The following is a 15,655-nucleotide window of genomic DNA, read 5'->3' as shown; positions in this document are numbered from 1 at the left end:
TCGTCCAGGACGGCCGTGGGTGAGGAGCCTCGCTCGGTCCCCCCAGGCGGTACGGCTTGGATCCAATATACGGTCGGGCGGCGTCCGGTGGCGCGGGCTCCGCCCGACGGTGGGGGAGAACACGCCCCGGCAGGGCGGTCAGCGGTACTCCGCCAGCCGCGGCCGGACCGCCAGCAGGGACAGCAGCGCGGAGGCGCCGAGTGCGCCGGCGGGCACCGCGGGCCAGCCGTCGAGGGCGTCGCGGGCGTCGGCTGCGTGCGCGGCGAAGTCGTCGAGCTGGCGGGCGGCGAGGGCGTCCAGCGTGGTCGCGAAGTCCCAGAAGTCGAAGGCGATGTCGCCGCGGCCGACCGTGGTCAGCAGGACCGCCGCCTGGTCGGTCCTGCCCTCGCCCTTCAGCCGGCGCAGGGCGGCGTCGTCGGCGCGGAAGCGGCGGTAGCGGGTGAGCACGTCCTCGTAGGCGGGGCGCTCGGCGGCGGTGGCCTGGCCGTCGGGTGCCAGGAGGGTGTCGAGGCGCCCGGTCAGCGTGGCGTACAGGGCCGCGTCGCTCCTGCCGAGGTCGTCGCCCTGCACGAACCAGCGGCTCTCGGCGGCCGCCGCCTGGGCGGCCACGGCGCTCGCCTCGGCCAGCCGGGACCAGGGTCGCAGCCCCTGGCCGTCGGCGGTGTCCGCGGCGCTCGCGCAGGAGCCGAGGGCGACCACGCCGGCCAGGCAGACCGCGAGCACCGCCGCGGTGCCGGCGACCAGCGGAGGGCTGAGCAACCGGCGGTAGTCGCGGGCGAGTTCGCGCTGCCACCAGAGCAGGAACAGCAGGGTGGCGGCGCCGAGCAGGCCGACCGCCGCGATCCGGTGCCGGGTGTCCGCGCGCACCCGGGAGGCGTCGAGGCCGGCCTGGCGCTGGTAGTCCGCCGCGAGCGCGTCGGCGTCGGGCAGCAGCGTCTGCGTCATGACCGCGCCGGCCTGGGCGTTCATGGCCACGGTGACGGCCGGCGGGTGGCCCGCGAGGCGGTCGGGCGCCTGCTCGTCCACGAAGGCGGCGCGGCCGCTCAGGTCGTCGTAGCGGCCCAGCCCGTCGAGGAGCGCGCGCACCAGGGCGCCGTGCGCGCTGTCGCCGCTCAACCGCCGCAGCGCGTCGCTGACCTGGGCGCGCCGCTGCTGGGCGGTGATCAGCGCCTGGAGCTGGTTGCCGACGTAGGTGCCGCTGCCGTCGGCGGACATGCCGGGCGCGAGGGTGTCGGCGTGCTGGGCGTCGAGATCGGCCAGCGCGGAGCGCAACTGCGCGGCGACGGCGGCCCGTTCGGAGACGGTGGTCCGCAGCCGCGAGGTGTCGGCGCGGACGGTGACGGCGCCGACGACGGCGGTGGTGCACAGCGCGGCGAGCAGCAGCAGGGCCACCGCGGCGCGGGCACCCAGCCGGCGCGGACCGGTCAGCCTCAACCGGACCCGCCTCCCCGCGCGATGGGGCTCGCGCGGGGCTGCGGGCGGCGCGGACCGCGTCTCGGCTTCGGCCGGATCGGCGGCCCTGCGGCTCGTCACCTGCGACGTGGTCATGCGGTGACGCTAGGTGCCGGCGGCGAAACCCCGGTGGCGCGCGGGCGGCCGGGCGGTGTCCTGGCTGTAACGGAACCGAACCGGCCGCGGCGGCGGGGCCCTGCGGCCCGCGGCGGCCGCGGTCAGCGCGCCTGTCCGCCGGGGCCGTCGGGAGTGTCGCCGGCGCCCGGGGCGGGCGGTTCGGCGCGCCACAGCGGGTGCTCCCGGCGGGCCCACCAGCCGGGCACCCGGCCGGTGCGCAGGCCGCGCCGTGCCTCGGGGTCGGAGGCGGCGAACCACACGTGCCCGGTGATGACGGCGGCGACGAGCAGCGCGAGCCAGTCGTGGACGAAGGTGGCGCCGGTCCGCCACAGCAGCGGGCTCAGTCGGGGGAACCACATGATCAGGCCGGTGCCGATCATGATCAGGACCGCGCCGACGGCGAAGGCGGCGTAGAGCTTCTGCCCGGCGTTGAACTTGCCCGCGTGCCGGGCGTCGCGGCGGCGCTCGCGCACGGCGGTGCGCAGCCACGTCCAGTCGTGCGGGAAGAACCGGCCCAGCCGCCGGGTGTCGGCGCGGTAGGCGCGGGAGGCGAGTCCGAGGACGAGCGGCACCGGCAGCAGGACACCGGACCACTCGTGGACGGTCACCACCAGCCGGCGGCGGCCCACGATCTCGGCGAGCGGCGGGAAGTACAGGCAGGCGGCGGTGAACACGCAGACCGCCATGAGGGTGTTGAGGGTGCGGTGCACCCAGGTCTCGGCGCGAGTGAAGCGCCGTACGGTCCCGGCGGGCGCCGGGCGGTCACGACGTGGGCGCGTCATGGCGTCCGTTGGACTTTCCGACCCATCCGTCGACGTCATATCCGTACTGCTCCCAGTAGCCGCGTTCCACCTTCTCGGTGACGGTGATGCCCGACAGCCACTTGGCGGACTTGTAGAAGTACATCGGGGCCGCGTAGAGGCGGACCGGTCCGCCGTGGGCGGCGGTGACCGGCTTGTCGTTCATGGTGAGGGCGACCAGCATGTCGCTGCGGCGCGCCTGCGCGAGGGTGAGGCTCTCGGTGTAGACGCCGTCGAAGCAGGTGAAGTGCACCGCCGCGCCGGGCGACTTGACGCCCGCGGCGTCCAGCAGGGTGGACAGCCGCACCCCGGAGAACGCGGTCCCCGGCACCCGCCAGCCGGTGACGCACTGCACGTCGCGCACCAGCCGGGTCTGGGGCAGGGCACGCAGGTCGGCGAGCCGGTAGGAGGCGGGCCGGTCCACGAGGCCGCCGACCGTGAGCCGGTAGTCGCTCTCACCGCGGTGCGGGATGGAGTCGGAGACGGAGTAGAACCGGAAACCGCCGCCGCCCGGCAGCAGTCCGGTCACCCCCGTCGGGTCCTTGGCGCTGACCGAGGCGAGGATCGAGTCGAGCCGGCCCTGCACCGCGCCGCCGACCCCGACACCCGCCGCGCCCAGGCCGAGCATGCCCAGCACCAACCGCCGTCCGACCGGCGTGCCGCGCCCCTCCTCGGGGCCGGGTTCGGCGCCGGCCGTGTGGTTGTCCATGCAACGATTCGACCACGCGGGGACCCTGAGGGCCAGGGACGGCGGCCGATGTCAGTGTTTCGTCACATCTCCGGGGCGGGGCCCACCCCGGGTGGCCCGTTCCGGCCGCACACGCCCACCCCGACCGCGCGCGTCCACCCCGACCTCACGCGTCCACCCCGGCCGCGCGCGTCCGCCTACCGCTCCCGCGCGTCCACGGCCGCGAGCAGGCCCGCCAGCGCGGCGTCGAACGCGCCGGGCCGCTCCAGGTTCGGCATGTGGCCCGCGCCCTCGACGACCGCGAGCCGGGAGCCGGCGATGCGCTCGTGCAGGAACTCCGCGTCGGACACGGGCGTGAAGACGTCCCGGCGCCCGACGACCACCAGGGTCGGCACCGCGATCCGCGCCAGCGTGCCGGTGTAGTCCGGGCGTTCGGCGCGGCCGCGCAGCGCGGCGGCGGCGCCCTGCGGCGGCGCGCCGAGCATCATCCGCAGGACGTGCGCGGCCACCTCCGGCTGATCGCGGACGGTCCCGGGGTCCACCATCGAGTCGAGCACGCCGTGCGCGTACGCCGCCATGCCGTCGCGCTCCAGCACCTCGGCCCGGTCGTACCGCTCCTTGCGGCCCGCGGGGGTCTCGCCCTGCGCGAAGGTGTCGGCGAGCACGAGTCCGGCGACGCGCGCGGCGAACAGCCGGTGGAACTCCAGCACCACCTGGCCGCCCATGGACAGCCCGCACAGCACCGCCCGCTCCACCTCCAGGGCGTCGAGCAGGGCGGCGAGGTCGCGGGCGAACACGTCGAGTCCGGTACTGCCGGACCGCACCGTGCTTTTTCCGTAGCCGCGCAGGTCGGGGGCGATCACCCGGCGCCCGGCGCCGAAGACGGCGACCTGCGGGCCCCACATGGTGCGGTCGAAGGGGTGGCCGTGGACCAGGAGCAGCGGCACCGCCGGGCCGCCGCCCGCCTCCGGTCCCCCTCCCCCGCCGGTGTCGTCGTGGCCGATCGTGATCCCGTTGACGTGAACACTGCCCATCCGGGCTCCCCCTCCGTTCCCGCGGCGCCCGATTCCGTGACCGCGCCGGGCGATCCGCGCCCCGGCGCCGTGCGCCGCCGCCTCCCCTGTCCCCCGCACCGGCAGCCTACGGTGCCGGTGCGCGGGGTGGGGCGGCGCGGCGGGAACCCGCGGTCCCGGTCGCGGTCAGCGGGAGGCGGCCAGCAGGCCGTCGAGCCACGCCTGGTGGCCGTTGAGCATGGGGTTGGGCACCTGTCCGGCCAACTCCGCGGCCGGGCGCCCGATCTGGCTCTCCTGCGTCAGGACGCGGACCCGCCCGCCCGCGAGGTCCTCGACCAGCCACGCGTGCAGCACGTCGAGCCGTTCCTCGGGCGGACCGTCCTGCAGGGCGGTCCAGGACAGTCGGCCGGGCTCGCCCCCGGCCGGGGCCCGGAACTCCACGACGCGGGCGGCCAGCGGCGGGAAACCGAAGGTGCTGAAGGAGAACTCCCGGCCGTCCTCCAGCCGCGGGCCGCCGCCGTGCGGGAAGGAGATGTCGGAGACGTTGTCGTAGAAGGACTCCCAGGTGGAGGTGTCCGTGAGGTGGCGCCAGACCCGGTCGGCGGTCACGCCCCTGGCGATCACCTCGTTGGAGACGAAGTTGTCGCAGGTGCCGGGGAGGTACTTCTCGGGCCAGTTGATCGCGTTCTGCGTGGTCATGGGGGGATTCCTTCCGAGGGAGCGGAGGCGCGGGCGGCCTCAGGCGAGCTTCTTGAGGAGTTCGGCCGCGAGCGGACCGGAGGACGCGGGGTTCTGGCCGGTGACGACGTTGCGGTCCACCTCGACGTGCGGCGCCCACGGCTCGCCTGCCTCGACCTCCAGTCCGGCCTCGGTGAGCCGGTCCTGCAACAGCCACCTGGCCCCGTCGGCGCTGCCGGCCAGCCGCTCCTCGGCGTTGGTGAAGGCGGTGATCCGGTAGCCGGCGTACGCGTTGCCGCCGTCCTCCCGCACGGCGGCGAGCAGGGCGGCCGGGCCGTGGCAGACCACGCCCACCGGCAGGCCCCGGTCCAGGGCCGAGGTGAGCAGCCGCCCGGCGTCGGCGTCGACCGCCAGGTCCTCCATCGGCCCGTGGCCGCCGGGCACGTACACCGCGTCGAAGTCGTCGAGCCGTACCCCGGCCAGCGCGACCGGGGAGGCGAACTCCGGTGCCCCCTCGACCACGGCCCGGACCGTACGGGCGTTGTCCTCGCCGCCGTTGGCACCGGCGGCCAGGCTCGCGGGATCGACCGGCGGCACCACGCCGCCCGGGGTGGCGACCGTGACCGCGTGGCCGGCGGCCCGGAACGCCTCGTACGGGACGGCCGCCTCGTCGGCCCAGAACCCGGTGGGGTGGGTGGTGCCGTCGGCCAGCGTCCAGTGGTCGGCGCCGGTCATCACGAACAGGATCCTCGCCATGTGCTCTCTCCCGTGCTGCTGGCTGTGTCGCCTCCGTCGGAGCGGCGTGCGGCCGCCCGGCGACCCACCCGACGGTAGTCGGCGCAGCCATCCGCCTGCCAATAGGGAAGCCGATGTCCGGCATAGGAACCCCGATGGCGGCACTTGCTACGGTGGACGCCATGGAGCACCGGACACCGGACGCCGCGGAAGAGCGGGCGCCGGCCGCACGCCGGCCCGCCGCGACCGGCCCGAAGCCTGCCGCGGCCGACCTGAGGCCGGCAGCGGCCGGGGGCTCCCAACTGCCGCCGCACGCGGACCTGAACCTGCTGCGGACGTTCCTGGCCGTGTACCGGGCCGGGTCCTTCACCGCGGCGGCGCCGCTGCTCGGGCTCTCCCAGCCCACCGTCACCGCGCAGATCCGCACCCTGGAGCAGCAGACCGGTCGCGACCTGTTCAGCCGGCTGCCGCGCGGCGCCGAGCCGACCCCCTACGCCCACGAACTCGCCGGGCGGATCGCCGGACCGATCGACGCCCTGGCCACGCTGGAGGACACCGGCAGCGCGGCGGTGCCCGTCCACCTGGCCGGGCCGTCGGAGCTGCTGTGCGTCCGGGTGCTGCCCGCGCTGGTGCCGCTGGTCGCCGACGGCGTGCAGTTGCGCGTCTCCCAGGGCCTGCCCGAGCCGCTGCTGGAGGAGATGCGCGCGGGCCGGCACGACCTGGTGATCGCCACCCGGCGGCCGCGCGGCCGGGCCCTGGAGTCCGTGCCGCTCGCCGACGAGGAGTACCTGCTGGTCGCCGCCCCCGCCTGGGCGAAGCGCGTGGCCGCGGCGTCCGGCGGCGACGACCTGGGCGCGGCGCTGCGCGAGGTCCCGATGGTGGCGTACGCCGAGGACCAGCCGATCGTCCGGCGCTACTGGCGCAGCGTGTTCGGCAGGCAGCTCACCGCCCGGGCCGCGGTCACCGTGCCGAACCTCTACGCGGTGCTGTCGGCGGTGAACGCGGGCGCCGGATTCAGCGTGCTGCCGCGCTCGCTGTGCCAGGAGTACCTGGACTCCGGCAGGCTGGCCCTCCTGCACGCCCCGCAGGAACCGCCGCTCAACACCCTCTTCCTGGTCCAGCGCCCGGGCGCGGACGCCAACCCCGACGTGCTCCGCGTCCGCGACCGGTTGCGGACGGCGGCATCCGGCTGGTAGCTCCGAGTTGCGCGCACCCCCGCAACGGGTGAACCTGAGGACGCATCACGGAGTACTGCCGCAGTCACTCTACGCATCCCCGCTCAAGTGTTCCCATCGGAGCGGTGAGGCTTGGTCCCGCACGGGACGCCGGCCCCACCGCGGAGGGAGTCGCAGCCGTGATCATGCAATCCGACCAGACCGACCCGGTACGCCATGAGTGCGCGCTCGAACTCGAGGCGCATCCGTACCGCATCCAGCAGATCCGCCGCATCGTGTCGGCCCAACTGCGCTACTGGCGGGTGGAGTCGCTCGTCGACGCGGCCGCCACCGGCATCAGCGAGCTGCTGGCGAACGTGCACCGCCACGCGCGGCCCGACAAGCAGTGCGCGGTGCGGATGACCCTGGTACCCGACCGCCTAACCGTGGCCGTCACCGACCACGACCCGCGGCTGCCGCATCTCCAGCCGATGGAGCCGACCGCGACCACCGGCCGCGGGCTGGCGATGGTCGAGGCGATGTGCGACGGCTGGGGCACCGACCTGCTGCCCGACGAGACCGGCAAGGTGGTGTGGTTCATGCTGCGCACCCCCGCGCGGCAGGCGACGCTCGTCCCGCTGCGGACCGCCACGGTGCCGTTGGAGGAGACCGCGGCCCCCGACCGCGTCGCCGTCGCGGCCTCGGTCGCCTGAGGACACGCCGGACACGCCGGAGAGGCCGGAGAGGCCGGAGGGGCCGGAGACGCCCGACGCGACGACGTCCCGCACCGCGCGGGCTCGCGCGGAGCGCACACAGCGTGAAGCGTGAAGCGTGCAGGTGAGCGCCGGTCCTGCCGCCGCCTCCCGCCGGACGGGAGGCGGCGGCCGGCCCGGCGACCGCCGCCCGCGCGGACCGGCACCCGGGCCGGCCACCCGCACCCGCCCACCGGTCCGCGGCCTGGTCCACGCCGCCACGCGGAAGGCCGCCGCGCACCAGGCAGCCGGCTTCCGGCGGACGGCGCCCCCGGGCGGCGAGGGCCGCCGGCGCCAGGCCACCGGCGCGGGCGCCCGGCGCGCGGCCAGAGCGTGCACGGCCGACTGTCGGTGGTGGGCCCTACCGTGGACGGCATGTGGCGGAGCACGGGCACGCGCTGGCGGGAGGAGGGCGCCCACTGGACGTGGTGGCACCCCTCGCACGGCGTGCGTGCGAGCCCCCTCCCGCTCGGCAGTGCCCTGCGCCTGTCGGTGGACGGCTCCGCGGCGCGGCGGTGCGCGGGGGTGCGGCGCGCGGATCGCACCATCCCGTGCCCGGATGCCGCCGACCTGCCGCCCGGCGCGCGGCGCGACCAGTGCGAGCCCTGCGCCGCGCTGGACCGCAGGTCCTCGGTCGCCACGGACACCGTGCCGGACGACGGCCGGCCGTACCGCGTGTACCTGGCGTACTTCGGGCCCGGTCTGCTCAAGGTCGGCATCACCGCGGCGGCCCGGGGGCGCGTGCGCCTGCTGGAGCAGGCGGCGGTGTGCTTCGCCTTCCTCGGCGAGGGGCCGCTGATGGCCGCGCGCCGGACGGAATCGGTGCTGGGCAGCGCCCTTGACGTGCCCGACCGGGTGCGGGACCCGGCCAAGCGGGCGGCCCGGCACCGCCTGCCGGACGCGGCGGCCCGCGCCGCCGAGGTGGCGGCGCTGCACGCGCGGGCGGCGTCCCTGCGCGACCGGCTGCCGGAGTCGCTCGCGCCCGCGCCGCCGCACTGCGTGGACCACGCCGAGGTGTTCGGGCTCGCCGCCGACCCGCCGCCCCCTCCCCCGGCCGCCGAGGTCACCGCGCTGGTGCCCGGCTGCGCGCTGGCTGGCACGGTCCGCGCGGTCGCGGGACACGACGTGTACCTCGACACCCCCGGCGGCCCGCTGCTGTTCGACACCCGCCTGGCGGCGGGGTGGCCGCTGCGCCGTCCGGGCCCGGGCCGGGAGCCCGCCGACGCCCGCGCCGCCCCGACCGCACCGCTGCGCTCCCCCGCGCCGCCGCAGGAAGCCCTGTTCTGACCGCCGCCGGCGGCGCCGCGCGCGACCCCGCTCGGGCACCTCGGGACCACCGGGTGTCACCACGTGACCGGGTGCGTTTGCCGGTGCCGATGATCCGGGCAATTCGTAGGGGTCAACGGAGAAGGGGGCACCGTGATCATCTGGGTGAACGGGGCGTTCGGCGCCGGCAAGTCCGGCGCGGCGCGGGAGATGCTGGACCTGGTACCGGAGAGCACCCTGTACGAACCCGAGGTGCTCGGCGGCTGCCTGCGCCAACTGCTGCCGGAGAAGCGGCTCCAGGAGGTCACCGACTACCAGGACCTCGCGATCTGGCGGCGGTTGGTGGTGGAGACCGCCGCCTCGCTGCTCGCCGAGGTCGGCGGCGTGCTCATCACACCGATGACGCTGCTGCGCCAGGAGCACCGCGACGAGATCTTCGGCGGGCTCGCGGCCCGGGGCATCGAGGTGCGGCACGTCCTGCTCGACCCGGGAGAAACGATCCTCCGCGCCCGTATCGCGGCCCGGACGGCAGGTCCCGACGACCCGGGCGCCGACGACACCGCCCGCCGCTGGGCGCTCGACCGCGTCGTGGACTACACCGCGGCGCTGCCCTGGCTGGCCGCCGACGCGCACGTGATCGACACCGCCGGGCTCGACCCGCGGCAGACCGCGGTGGCCGTGACCGAGGCGATCGGCCGCGGCGAGGGCGTGTGCGGCATCGTCCAGACGCCCGAGCCGCGCGCCGAGACGGTCGCCGCGGGCGTGCTGCTCTTCGACGACGCCGACCGGGTGCTGCTGGTCGACCCGACCTACAAGCCGGGCTGGGAGTTCCCCGGCGGCATCGTGGAGCGCGGCGAGTCGCCGTCCCGGGCCGGACACCGGGAGGTGGCCGAGGAGTTGGGCATCGAGCTGCCCGGCGGGCTCGACCTGCTCGTCGTGGACTGGGAACCGCCGCAGCCGCCGGGACACGGCGGGCTGCGGCTGCTCTTCGACGGCGGCCGGATGCCGTCGGCGGACATCGGCCGGCTGCTGCTGCCCGAGGACGAACTGCGCGGCTGGCGCTTCGTCACCGAGGACGAGGCCGCCGGCCTGCTGCCACCGGTCCGGCTGGACCGCCTGCGATGGGCGCTGCGGGCACGGGAGCAGGGCCGCGCGCTGAGCCTGGAGGCCGGCCACCCCGCGCGGTGACCGCGGGCCGGGGCGCCGGGCGCACCCGCCGTGCCCCGCGCCCCGGTCCCCGCGGGCGGCGGCCGCCGCCGGTCAGGACTCCTGGCCGGCGGGGTGCGCCGCGGCGTACCGGCGCAGGAACAGCGCCTCGGTCAGCGACAGCCGCTCCAGTTCCTGCGGAGACACGCTCTCGTTGACCGCGTGGATCTGCGCCTCCGGCTCGCTCAGTCCGATCAGCAGGATCTCGGCGGACGGGTAGAGCGTGGCGAGGGTGTTGCACAGCGGGATCGACCCGCCCTGGCCCACGATCGCCATCTCCTGGCCGTACGCCTCCCGCATCGCCTCGGCCATCGAGGCGTACGCCGGGCTGCCGGTGTCGGCGGCGAACGGCTGGCCGCTGCCGCTCTGCCGCACCTCCACCCTGGCGCCCCAGGGCGCGGCCGCCCGCAGGTGGTTCTCCAGCGCCTCGGCGGCCTTGGCCGCGTCGGCGCCCGGCGGCACCCGGACGCTCACGAGGGCGCCCGCCTCGGCCTGCACCGAGGGGGTGGCGCCCACCACGGCGGGGGCGTCGATGCCCAGCACGGTCACGGCGGGCCGGGCCCACAGCCGGTCCGCGACGGTGCCGTCGCCGATCAGCTCCACACCGTCGAGCACCTTGGCGTCGCGGCGGAAGTCGGCCTCGTCGTAGGCGAGTCCGGTCCACTCGCCGGAGTTGTCGAGGCCGTCCACGGTGGTCGCGCCGGACGGGTCGCGCAGCGTGGCCAGCATCTGGATCAGCGCGGCCAGCGCGTCGGGGGCGGCACCGCCGAACTGCCCCGAGTGCAGGTTGCCCGCGAGGGTGGCCACCCGGACCTCGGACACCACCATGCCGCGCAGCGAGGCGGTGACCGTCGGCAGGCCGACCCGGAAGTTGCCGGTGTCGCCGATCACGATCGCGTCGGCGGTCAGCAGGTCGGGGTGCTCCTCCGCGTACACCTCCAGGCCGGCGGTGCCCTGCTCCTCCGAACCCTCCACGATCACCTTGACGTTGAGCGGGACGCCGCCGTGCGCGCGCAGCGCCCGCAGCGCGGTCAGGTGCATCACCAGGCCGCCCTTGCAGTCCGCCGCGCCGCGCCCGTACCAGCGACCGTCCCGCTCGGTCAGCTCGAACGGCGGGGACAGCCACCGGGACTCGTCCAGCGGCGGCTGGACGTCGTAGTGCGCGTAGAGCAGCACCGTGGGCGCGCCGGCCGGGCCGGGCAGCAGGCCGTAGACCGACTGGGTGCCGTCCGGCGTGTCGAGCAGCGCGACGTCCTCGAAGCCCTCCGCGCGCAGCGCCTCCGCGATCCAGGCCGCCGCCTTCTGCGACTCGCTGCGGGGGAACTGCCGCTCGTCGGCCACCGACGCGAACGACACCAGCTCGGCCAGATCGGTCCTGGCACGGGGGATCAGCGACGCGACGGTCTCGGACAGCGGGACTGAGGACATGGATGCTCCTGGTGGGGCGGCGGGCGGACGGAGGGAGGAGGGCCGGGGACCGCCGCCGCGGGGGCGGCCGGAACCGGCGGGACGAAGGCCGACAAAGAAGGACGGGCACCGGCAGACCGGCACCCCCGCCGGTACCGGCGGGCCGACTGCCGATGGTGCCACAGCGAGCCCTTGGCCACGGGCGCAATAGGATGCTTGCGGACAGCGCTGAACAGCGACGACAGCCGAGCGTGGCGAGCGGGAGCGAAAACGACGTGAGCGGTGAGCAGCCGGCCCAGGGCAGCGGTGCGGAGAACGACGGGACCGAGCCGGTCTGGGACGTCGTGGTGGTCGGTGCGGGACCGGCGGGCGCGTCCGCCGCCCACGCGGCGGCCGTGACCGGTCGGCGGGTCCTGCTGCTGGAGAAGTCCGAGTTGCCGCGCTACAAGACGTGCGGCGGCGGCATCATCGGGCCGTCCCGTGACGCGCTGCCGCCCGGCTACGAACTCCCGTTGCGCGACCGGGTGCACGCGGTCACCTTCAGCCTCAACGGCCGGCTGACCCGCACCAAGCGCTCCCGCCAGATGCTCTTCGGCCTGATCAACCGGCCCGAGTTCGACGCCGGGCTGGTGGACGCCGCCCGCGAGGCGGGCGCGGAGGTGCGCACCGGCGTGACCGTCTCCCGGGTCGAGCAGCACGGCCCGGGCGTGCCGGACCGCCGCACCGTCGCGGTCGTGGTGACCGGCGGCCCGGGGGTCCCGCGCGGCGAGGAGCAGACCGTCTACGCCCGGGCCGTGGTCGGCGCCGACGGCAGTGCCAGCCGGATAGGAGCACACGTCGGGGTGAAGCTCGACCAGGTCGACCTCGGGCTGGAGTCCGAGATCCCGGTGCCCGCCTCGGTCGCGGAGGACTGGGCCGGCCGGGTGCACATCGACTGGGGCCCGCTGCCGGGCAGTTACGGCTGGGTCTTCCCCAAGGGCGACTCGCTGACCGTGGGGGTCATCTCGGCGCGCGGCGACGGCGGCGCCACCAAGCGCTACCTCGACGACTTCGTGGCCAGGCTGGGCCTGTCCGGTTTCGAACCGAGCGTCTCCTCCGGGCACCTGACCCGTTGCCGCGCCGACGACTCGCCGCTCTCCCGCGGCCGGGTGCTGGTCTGCGGCGACGCCGCCGGGCTGCTGGAGCCCTGGACCCGCGAGGGCATCTCCTACGCGCTTCGCTCCGGCCGGCTGGCCGGGGAGTGGGCGGTGCGCATCGCCGAGGCCCACGACGCGGTGGACGCCCGCCGGCAGGCCCTGAACTACGCCTTCGCGGTCAAGGCCGGACTGGGCGTCGAGATGGGCGTGGGACGGCGGATGCTGGCGCTGTTCGAACGGCGCCCCGGACTGCTGCACGCGGCGCTCACCAGTTTCCCGCCGGCCTGGCGGGCGTTCGCCGGGATCACCCGCGGGAAGCGCTCGCTGGCCGATTTGGTCCGCAGCCACTCGATCGCGCGCCGCGCCCTGGACGCCGTCGACCGCCCCTGACCCGGGCGGGGCCCGGTCGGAGCCGGCAGGCGGTCAACGGACGGCGTCGCCGTCAGGGCGCGGGTCGGCCCCGCGCGTTCCCTCCTCGCGCGGGGCCGGCCGTTCAGGCCCTAGTCGCGGGCGGCGACGCGGCCGTCGTCGACGCTCACGTCCGCACCCTGCCCGCCGTCGGCGCGGGCCGCCTCCGTCTCCGAGGAGGCGACGAGGATGCCGTACGAGGGACGGCGGCGGCGCAGCCCGCTCAGGGTGAGCAGCAGCCCGGCGAAGCCGACCCCGGTGACGACCCACAGGCCGGGCCGGTAGCTGTCGAGGGTGGCCTGCGGGCTCGCGGGGTGCCCGTTCGCGCCGGAGGTGACCACCGCGGTGACGACGGCGAGGAAGATCGCGCCGCCGACCTGGAAGGACGTGTTCAGCAGCCCGGAGACCATGCCCTGCTCCTCGTCGCGCACGCCGTTGGTCGCCTGGATGTTCAGCGACGGGAAGGCAGCGGCGAAGGCGCCGCCGAGCAGCAGCATCGAGGGCAGGATGACGGCCGCGTAGTTCGGGTGCAGGCCGATCCGCAGGAACAGGACGTAGCCGACGACCAGTGAGGTGAAGCCCGCCGCGATCACCCGCGGGGTGCCGAACCGGTCGACGACCGGCCCCATCCGGGTGGACAGGATCGCGACGAGCGAGCCCGCGGGCAGGAACGCGAGCGCGGTCTGCATGGCGCTGTAGCCCAGCACGTTCTGGAGGTACTGCGTGACGAGGAACTGGAAGGCGACGTAGGACCCGAAGAAGGTGGCGGCACCGAGGTTGGCGCGCACCTGCCGGGAGTCGCGGAGCACCCCGAGCCGGACCAGCGGGTGGGACGAGCGCTGCTCGATGGCGACGAAGGCGGCCAGCAGGACCGCGACCGCGGCGAAGGAGCCGAGCGTGCGGGCGGAGGCCCACCCGGCGGTCGAGGCCGAGACCACGGTGAACACCAGCAGCAGCATCGAGCCGGCGCCCGTGACCGCGCCCGGCAGGTCGAACCCGCGGCCGTCGGCCTTCTCGCGCGGCGACTTCGGGATCAGCTTCAGCCCGGCGACGAGCGCGACCAGCGCGACGGGCGCGGGCAGCAGCATGGTCCAGCGCCAGCCGGCCTCGGTGAGGAACCCGGAGAGCACCAGGCCCATCGAGAAGCCGGTCGCCCCGCAACTGGAGTAGATCGTCAGCGCCTTGTTGCGGACCGGGCCCTCGGCGAAGGTCGTGGTGATGATGGACAGGCCCGCGGGCGCGGTGAACGCGGCGCTGAGGCCCTTGACGAACCGGGTGGCGATCAGCAGGTCGCCGGAGTCGACCAGGCCGCCGAGCAGCGAGGCCACCGCGAAGACCGCGAGCGCGGTCAGGAAGACGCGGCGCCGGCCGAGCAGGTCGGCCGCCCGGCCGCCGAGGAGCAGCAGGCCGCCGTAGCCGAGGATGTAGCCGCTGACGACCCATTGCAGCGAGGACGTGGACAGGTGCAGGTCGCTGCCGATCGAGGGCAGCGCGACGCCGACCATCGAGACGTCGAGGGCGTCGAGGAAGAGCGCGGCGCACAGCACGAGGAGGGTGCCCCACTGCAGGGCGCTCCATCGCTCGTCGGAGCGGGGGACGGAGGGGGACGGGACTGACGGAGAGGTCATGCCGAACAGAGTACATGCACGCGCATCCAATGCAAGCGCATTAAATGACCGCGCATAATGGTCCGTTTTCTGCTACCGTGGCGCCATGACCGGCGACAAGGGTGAGCGCGCGCTCGTGCAGGAATGGCGGGACATCCTCGCTGTTCACGCCCGTACGGCTTGTGAGATCGACCGCGAGCTGCACCAGTACGGACTCGGCGCCAGCGACTTCGAGGTGCTGGACGTCCTGGTCGGCGACGACGCGGAGGACGGCTGCACGTTCCGCGTGCAGGAACTGGCCGACCGCGTCCACCTCAGCCAGAGCGCGCTGTCCCGGCTGGTGGCCCGCCTGGAGAAGGAGGGCCTGGTCGACCGCGGCATCTGCAGCGAGGACCGGCGCGGCGTGCGGGTCGCCATCACCGATGCCGGCCGCACCCGCTACGAGCAGGCCCGCCCCCACCACCGCGCCGTCCTGGAACGGATGCTCGTCAGGTCCTGACCCGGACCGGGTCCCCCTCCGGGGTGAAGAAACCGCGGAAGTCGAAGGCGTACGGCGCGCGCCCGCGGCCGTGAAGGTGCTCCAGCCTCAAGACCCCGTCCCGCCACGTGGGCGTCACCCCGTCCGGCACCCACCAGAACACGTACCCCGGGTGCCCCGTCCGCTCGAACCAGTCGTACCGCCGGTTCAGCGCCTCCCGGTGCGGTCCCCCGTAGACGGCGTCGAAGGCCGCCTCCAGGCCGGTCCAGAGGGACAGGGTCGCGGCCAGGGCCGTGGTGTCGGCCGTACGCCCCTTGCCGTACCAGCCCGGCACGGCGAACTCCCCCCACGCACCCCAGTCCAGCTCGAACAGGTCGCCCCTCGCACCCTCCGCCGGCTCGGCCCGGCCGAGGTACCCCGCATGCCCGCCGATCCCCCGGTAGACGGCCTCACCCCGCTCGTGGAACTCGCGCACGATGGGCGCGGGATCGGCGAGCGGCGCCTTGAGGACGCCGAACGTGTACAGCGCAAGCCGGGGCATACGTATCTCCCTGTTCGGGGGTGCCTGGTGTACGTCCGCCGGCGAGCGCCGAGGACCAGCAGAAGCTAGCCGCCCCGACAACTCCTGTCGAAGTTGCGCTCTTTCACCCCACATGCCCTCCCGCACCCCCCTTGTCCGACAAGCAACCAGGAGGCCCACCCACCCACATCTCCGAACACCGGGCCCCCGGGGAAGGCGAGCGGGACCCCCACCCCCA

General features: G+C 75.4%; 15 protein-coding genes. 6 read left to right on the top strand and 9 right to left on the bottom strand.

Annotated features, from left to right (window positions below; genetic code table 11):
* Positions 1–138: 138 nt before the first annotated feature.
* The 6 genes from RVR_RS33110 to RVR_RS33085 all read right to left on the bottom strand — a co-directional run bounded on the left by RVR_RS33110 (position 139) and on the right by RVR_RS33085 (position 5,504).
* On the bottom strand, positions 139–1,548 hold the full coding sequence (locus RVR_RS33110; RefSeq protein WP_202237607.1) for a hypothetical protein: 1,410 nt from the start codon (positions 1,546–1,548) through the stop codon (positions 139–141).
* A gap of 122 nt (positions 1,549–1,670) precedes the next feature.
* Positions 1,671–2,351, bottom strand: coding sequence for a cytochrome b/b6 domain-containing protein (locus RVR_RS33105; protein ID WP_237405111.1), 681 nt, complete (start codon positions 2,349–2,351; stop codon positions 1,671–1,673).
* Complete coding sequence (locus tag RVR_RS33100) at positions 2,332–3,078, bottom strand: molybdopterin-dependent oxidoreductase (protein ID WP_202237605.1); 747 nt, start codon at positions 3,076–3,078, stop codon at positions 2,332–2,334. The genes RVR_RS33105 and RVR_RS33100 overlap by 20 nt, the downstream gene beginning before the upstream one ends.
* Positions 3,079–3,254: 176 nt before the next feature.
* On the bottom strand, positions 3,255–4,091 hold the full coding sequence (locus RVR_RS33095) for an alpha/beta fold hydrolase (protein ID WP_202237604.1): 837 nt from the start codon (positions 4,089–4,091) through the stop codon (positions 3,255–3,257).
* Between the two features lie 165 nt (positions 4,092–4,256).
* Entirely contained in the window at positions 4,257–4,769 is a 513-nt protein-coding gene (locus tag RVR_RS33090; protein WP_202237603.1) for an SRPBCC family protein, read from the bottom strand.
* Positions 4,770–4,808: 39 nt separating this feature from the next.
* A complete protein-coding gene (locus tag RVR_RS33085) occupies positions 4,809–5,504 on the bottom strand; it encodes a type 1 glutamine amidotransferase domain-containing protein (RefSeq protein WP_202237602.1) in 696 nt (231 codons plus the stop codon).
* Positions 5,505–5,638: 134 nt separating this feature from the next.
* On the opposite strand from RVR_RS33085, the gene RVR_RS33080 reads away from it, so the two are divergent.
* The 4 genes from RVR_RS33080 to RVR_RS33065 all read left to right on the top strand — a co-directional run bounded on the left by RVR_RS33080 (position 5,639) and on the right by RVR_RS33065 (position 9,843).
* Entirely contained in the window at positions 5,639–6,679 is a 1,041-nt protein-coding gene (locus tag RVR_RS33080) for a LysR family transcriptional regulator (protein ID WP_237405110.1), read from the top strand.
* Positions 6,680–6,843: 164 nt separating this feature from the next.
* Positions 6,844–7,350, top strand: coding sequence for an ATP-binding protein (locus RVR_RS33075; RefSeq protein WP_202239534.1), 507 nt, complete (start codon positions 6,844–6,846; stop codon positions 7,348–7,350).
* A 414-nt stretch (positions 7,351–7,764) separates the two neighbouring features.
* Positions 7,765–8,676 (top strand): DUF2797 domain-containing protein, encoded by a 912-nt coding sequence (locus tag RVR_RS33070; RefSeq protein ID WP_202237601.1) that lies wholly within the window; start codon positions 7,765–7,767, stop codon positions 8,674–8,676.
* A gap of 132 nt (positions 8,677–8,808) precedes the next feature.
* Positions 8,809–9,843 carry an NUDIX hydrolase gene (locus RVR_RS33065; RefSeq protein WP_202237600.1) on the top strand — a complete coding sequence of 345 codons (1,035 nt, stop codon included), beginning with the start codon at positions 8,809–8,811 and terminating at the stop codon, positions 9,841–9,843.
* A 72-nt stretch (positions 9,844–9,915) separates the two neighbouring features.
* On the opposite strand, the gene RVR_RS33060 is transcribed toward RVR_RS33065, so the two are convergent.
* Complete coding sequence (locus tag RVR_RS33060; RefSeq protein ID WP_202237599.1) at positions 9,916–11,289, bottom strand: dipeptidase; 1,374 nt, start codon at positions 11,287–11,289, stop codon at positions 9,916–9,918.
* A 191-nt stretch (positions 11,290–11,480) separates the two neighbouring features.
* On the opposite strand from RVR_RS33060, the gene RVR_RS33055 reads away from it, so the two are divergent.
* Positions 11,481–12,794, top strand: coding sequence for a geranylgeranyl reductase family protein (locus tag RVR_RS33055; protein WP_202237598.1), 1,314 nt, complete (start codon positions 11,481–11,483; stop codon positions 12,792–12,794).
* Between the two features lie 110 nt (positions 12,795–12,904).
* Here the strand turns inward: RVR_RS33055 and RVR_RS33050 are convergent, their stop codons facing one another.
* Positions 12,905–14,440, bottom strand: a complete 1,536-nt coding sequence (locus RVR_RS33050; RefSeq protein WP_202237597.1) for an MFS transporter — start codon at positions 14,438–14,440, stop codon at positions 12,905–12,907.
* A gap of 85 nt (positions 14,441–14,525) precedes the next feature.
* Here RVR_RS33050 and RVR_RS33045 point away from each other — a divergent pair, with 85 nt between their 5' ends.
* Positions 14,526–14,918: a MarR family winged helix-turn-helix transcriptional regulator gene (locus tag RVR_RS33045; RefSeq protein ID WP_202237596.1), complete on the top strand. Its 393-nt coding sequence runs from the start codon at positions 14,526–14,528 to the stop codon at positions 14,916–14,918.
* Here RVR_RS33045 and RVR_RS33040 read toward each other — a convergent pair.
* Positions 14,908–15,438, bottom strand: a complete 531-nt coding sequence (locus tag RVR_RS33040) for a DUF3291 domain-containing protein (protein ID WP_202237595.1) — start codon at positions 15,436–15,438, stop codon at positions 14,908–14,910. The genes RVR_RS33045 and RVR_RS33040 overlap by 11 nt on opposite strands.
* Between the last annotated feature and the right edge of the window lie 217 nt (positions 15,439–15,655).

This window comes from Streptomyces sp. SN-593 (genome assembly GCF_016756395.1).
Lineage (GTDB): Bacteria > Actinomycetota > Actinomycetes > Streptomycetales > Streptomycetaceae > Actinacidiphila > Actinacidiphila reveromycinica.
This window is presented reverse-complemented; position numbering and strand designations above follow the sequence as displayed.

What these genes read in the sequence shown, in the direction of transcription:
- RVR_RS33110 (WP_202237607.1), bottom strand. Translation starts at nt 1,548, where the DNA reads ATGACCACGTCGCAGGTGACGAGCCGCAGGGCCGCCGATCCGGCCGAA.
- RVR_RS33105 (WP_237405111.1), bottom strand. Translation starts at nt 2,351, where the DNA reads ATGACGCGCCCACGTCGTGACCGCCCGGCGCCCGCCGGGACCGTACGG.
- RVR_RS33100 (WP_202237605.1), bottom strand. Translation starts at nt 3,078, where the DNA reads ATGGACAACCACACGGCCGGCGCCGAACCCGGCCCCGAGGAGGGGCGC.
- RVR_RS33095 (WP_202237604.1), bottom strand. Translation starts at nt 4,091, where the DNA reads ATGGGCAGTGTTCACGTCAACGGGATCACGATCGGCCACGACGACACC.
- RVR_RS33090 (WP_202237603.1), bottom strand. Translation starts at nt 4,769, where the DNA reads ATGACCACGCAGAACGCGATCAACTGGCCCGAGAAGTACCTCCCCGGC.
- RVR_RS33085 (WP_202237602.1), bottom strand. Translation starts at nt 5,504, where the DNA reads ATGGCGAGGATCCTGTTCGTGATGACCGGCGCCGACCACTGGACGCTG.
- RVR_RS33080 (WP_237405110.1), top strand. Translation starts at nt 5,639, where the DNA reads ATGGCGGCACTTGCTACGGTGGACGCCATGGAGCACCGGACACCGGAC.
- RVR_RS33075 (WP_202239534.1), top strand. Translation starts at nt 6,844, where the DNA reads ATGCAATCCGACCAGACCGACCCGGTACGCCATGAGTGCGCGCTCGAA.
- RVR_RS33070 (WP_202237601.1), top strand. Translation starts at nt 7,765, where the DNA reads ATGTGGCGGAGCACGGGCACGCGCTGGCGGGAGGAGGGCGCCCACTGG.
- RVR_RS33060 (WP_202237599.1), bottom strand. Translation starts at nt 11,289, where the DNA reads ATGTCCTCAGTCCCGCTGTCCGAGACCGTCGCGTCGCTGATCCCCCGT.
- RVR_RS33055 (WP_202237598.1), top strand. Translation starts at nt 11,481, where the DNA reads ATGCTTGCGGACAGCGCTGAACAGCGACGACAGCCGAGCGTGGCGAGC.
- RVR_RS33050 (WP_202237597.1), bottom strand. Translation starts at nt 14,440, where the DNA reads ATGACCTCTCCGTCAGTCCCGTCCCCCTCCGTCCCCCGCTCCGACGAG.
- RVR_RS33045 (WP_202237596.1), top strand. Translation starts at nt 14,526, where the DNA reads ATGACCGGCGACAAGGGTGAGCGCGCGCTCGTGCAGGAATGGCGGGAC.
- RVR_RS33040 (WP_202237595.1), bottom strand. Translation starts at nt 15,438, where the DNA reads ATGCCCCGGCTTGCGCTGTACACGTTCGGCGTCCTCAAGGCGCCGCTC.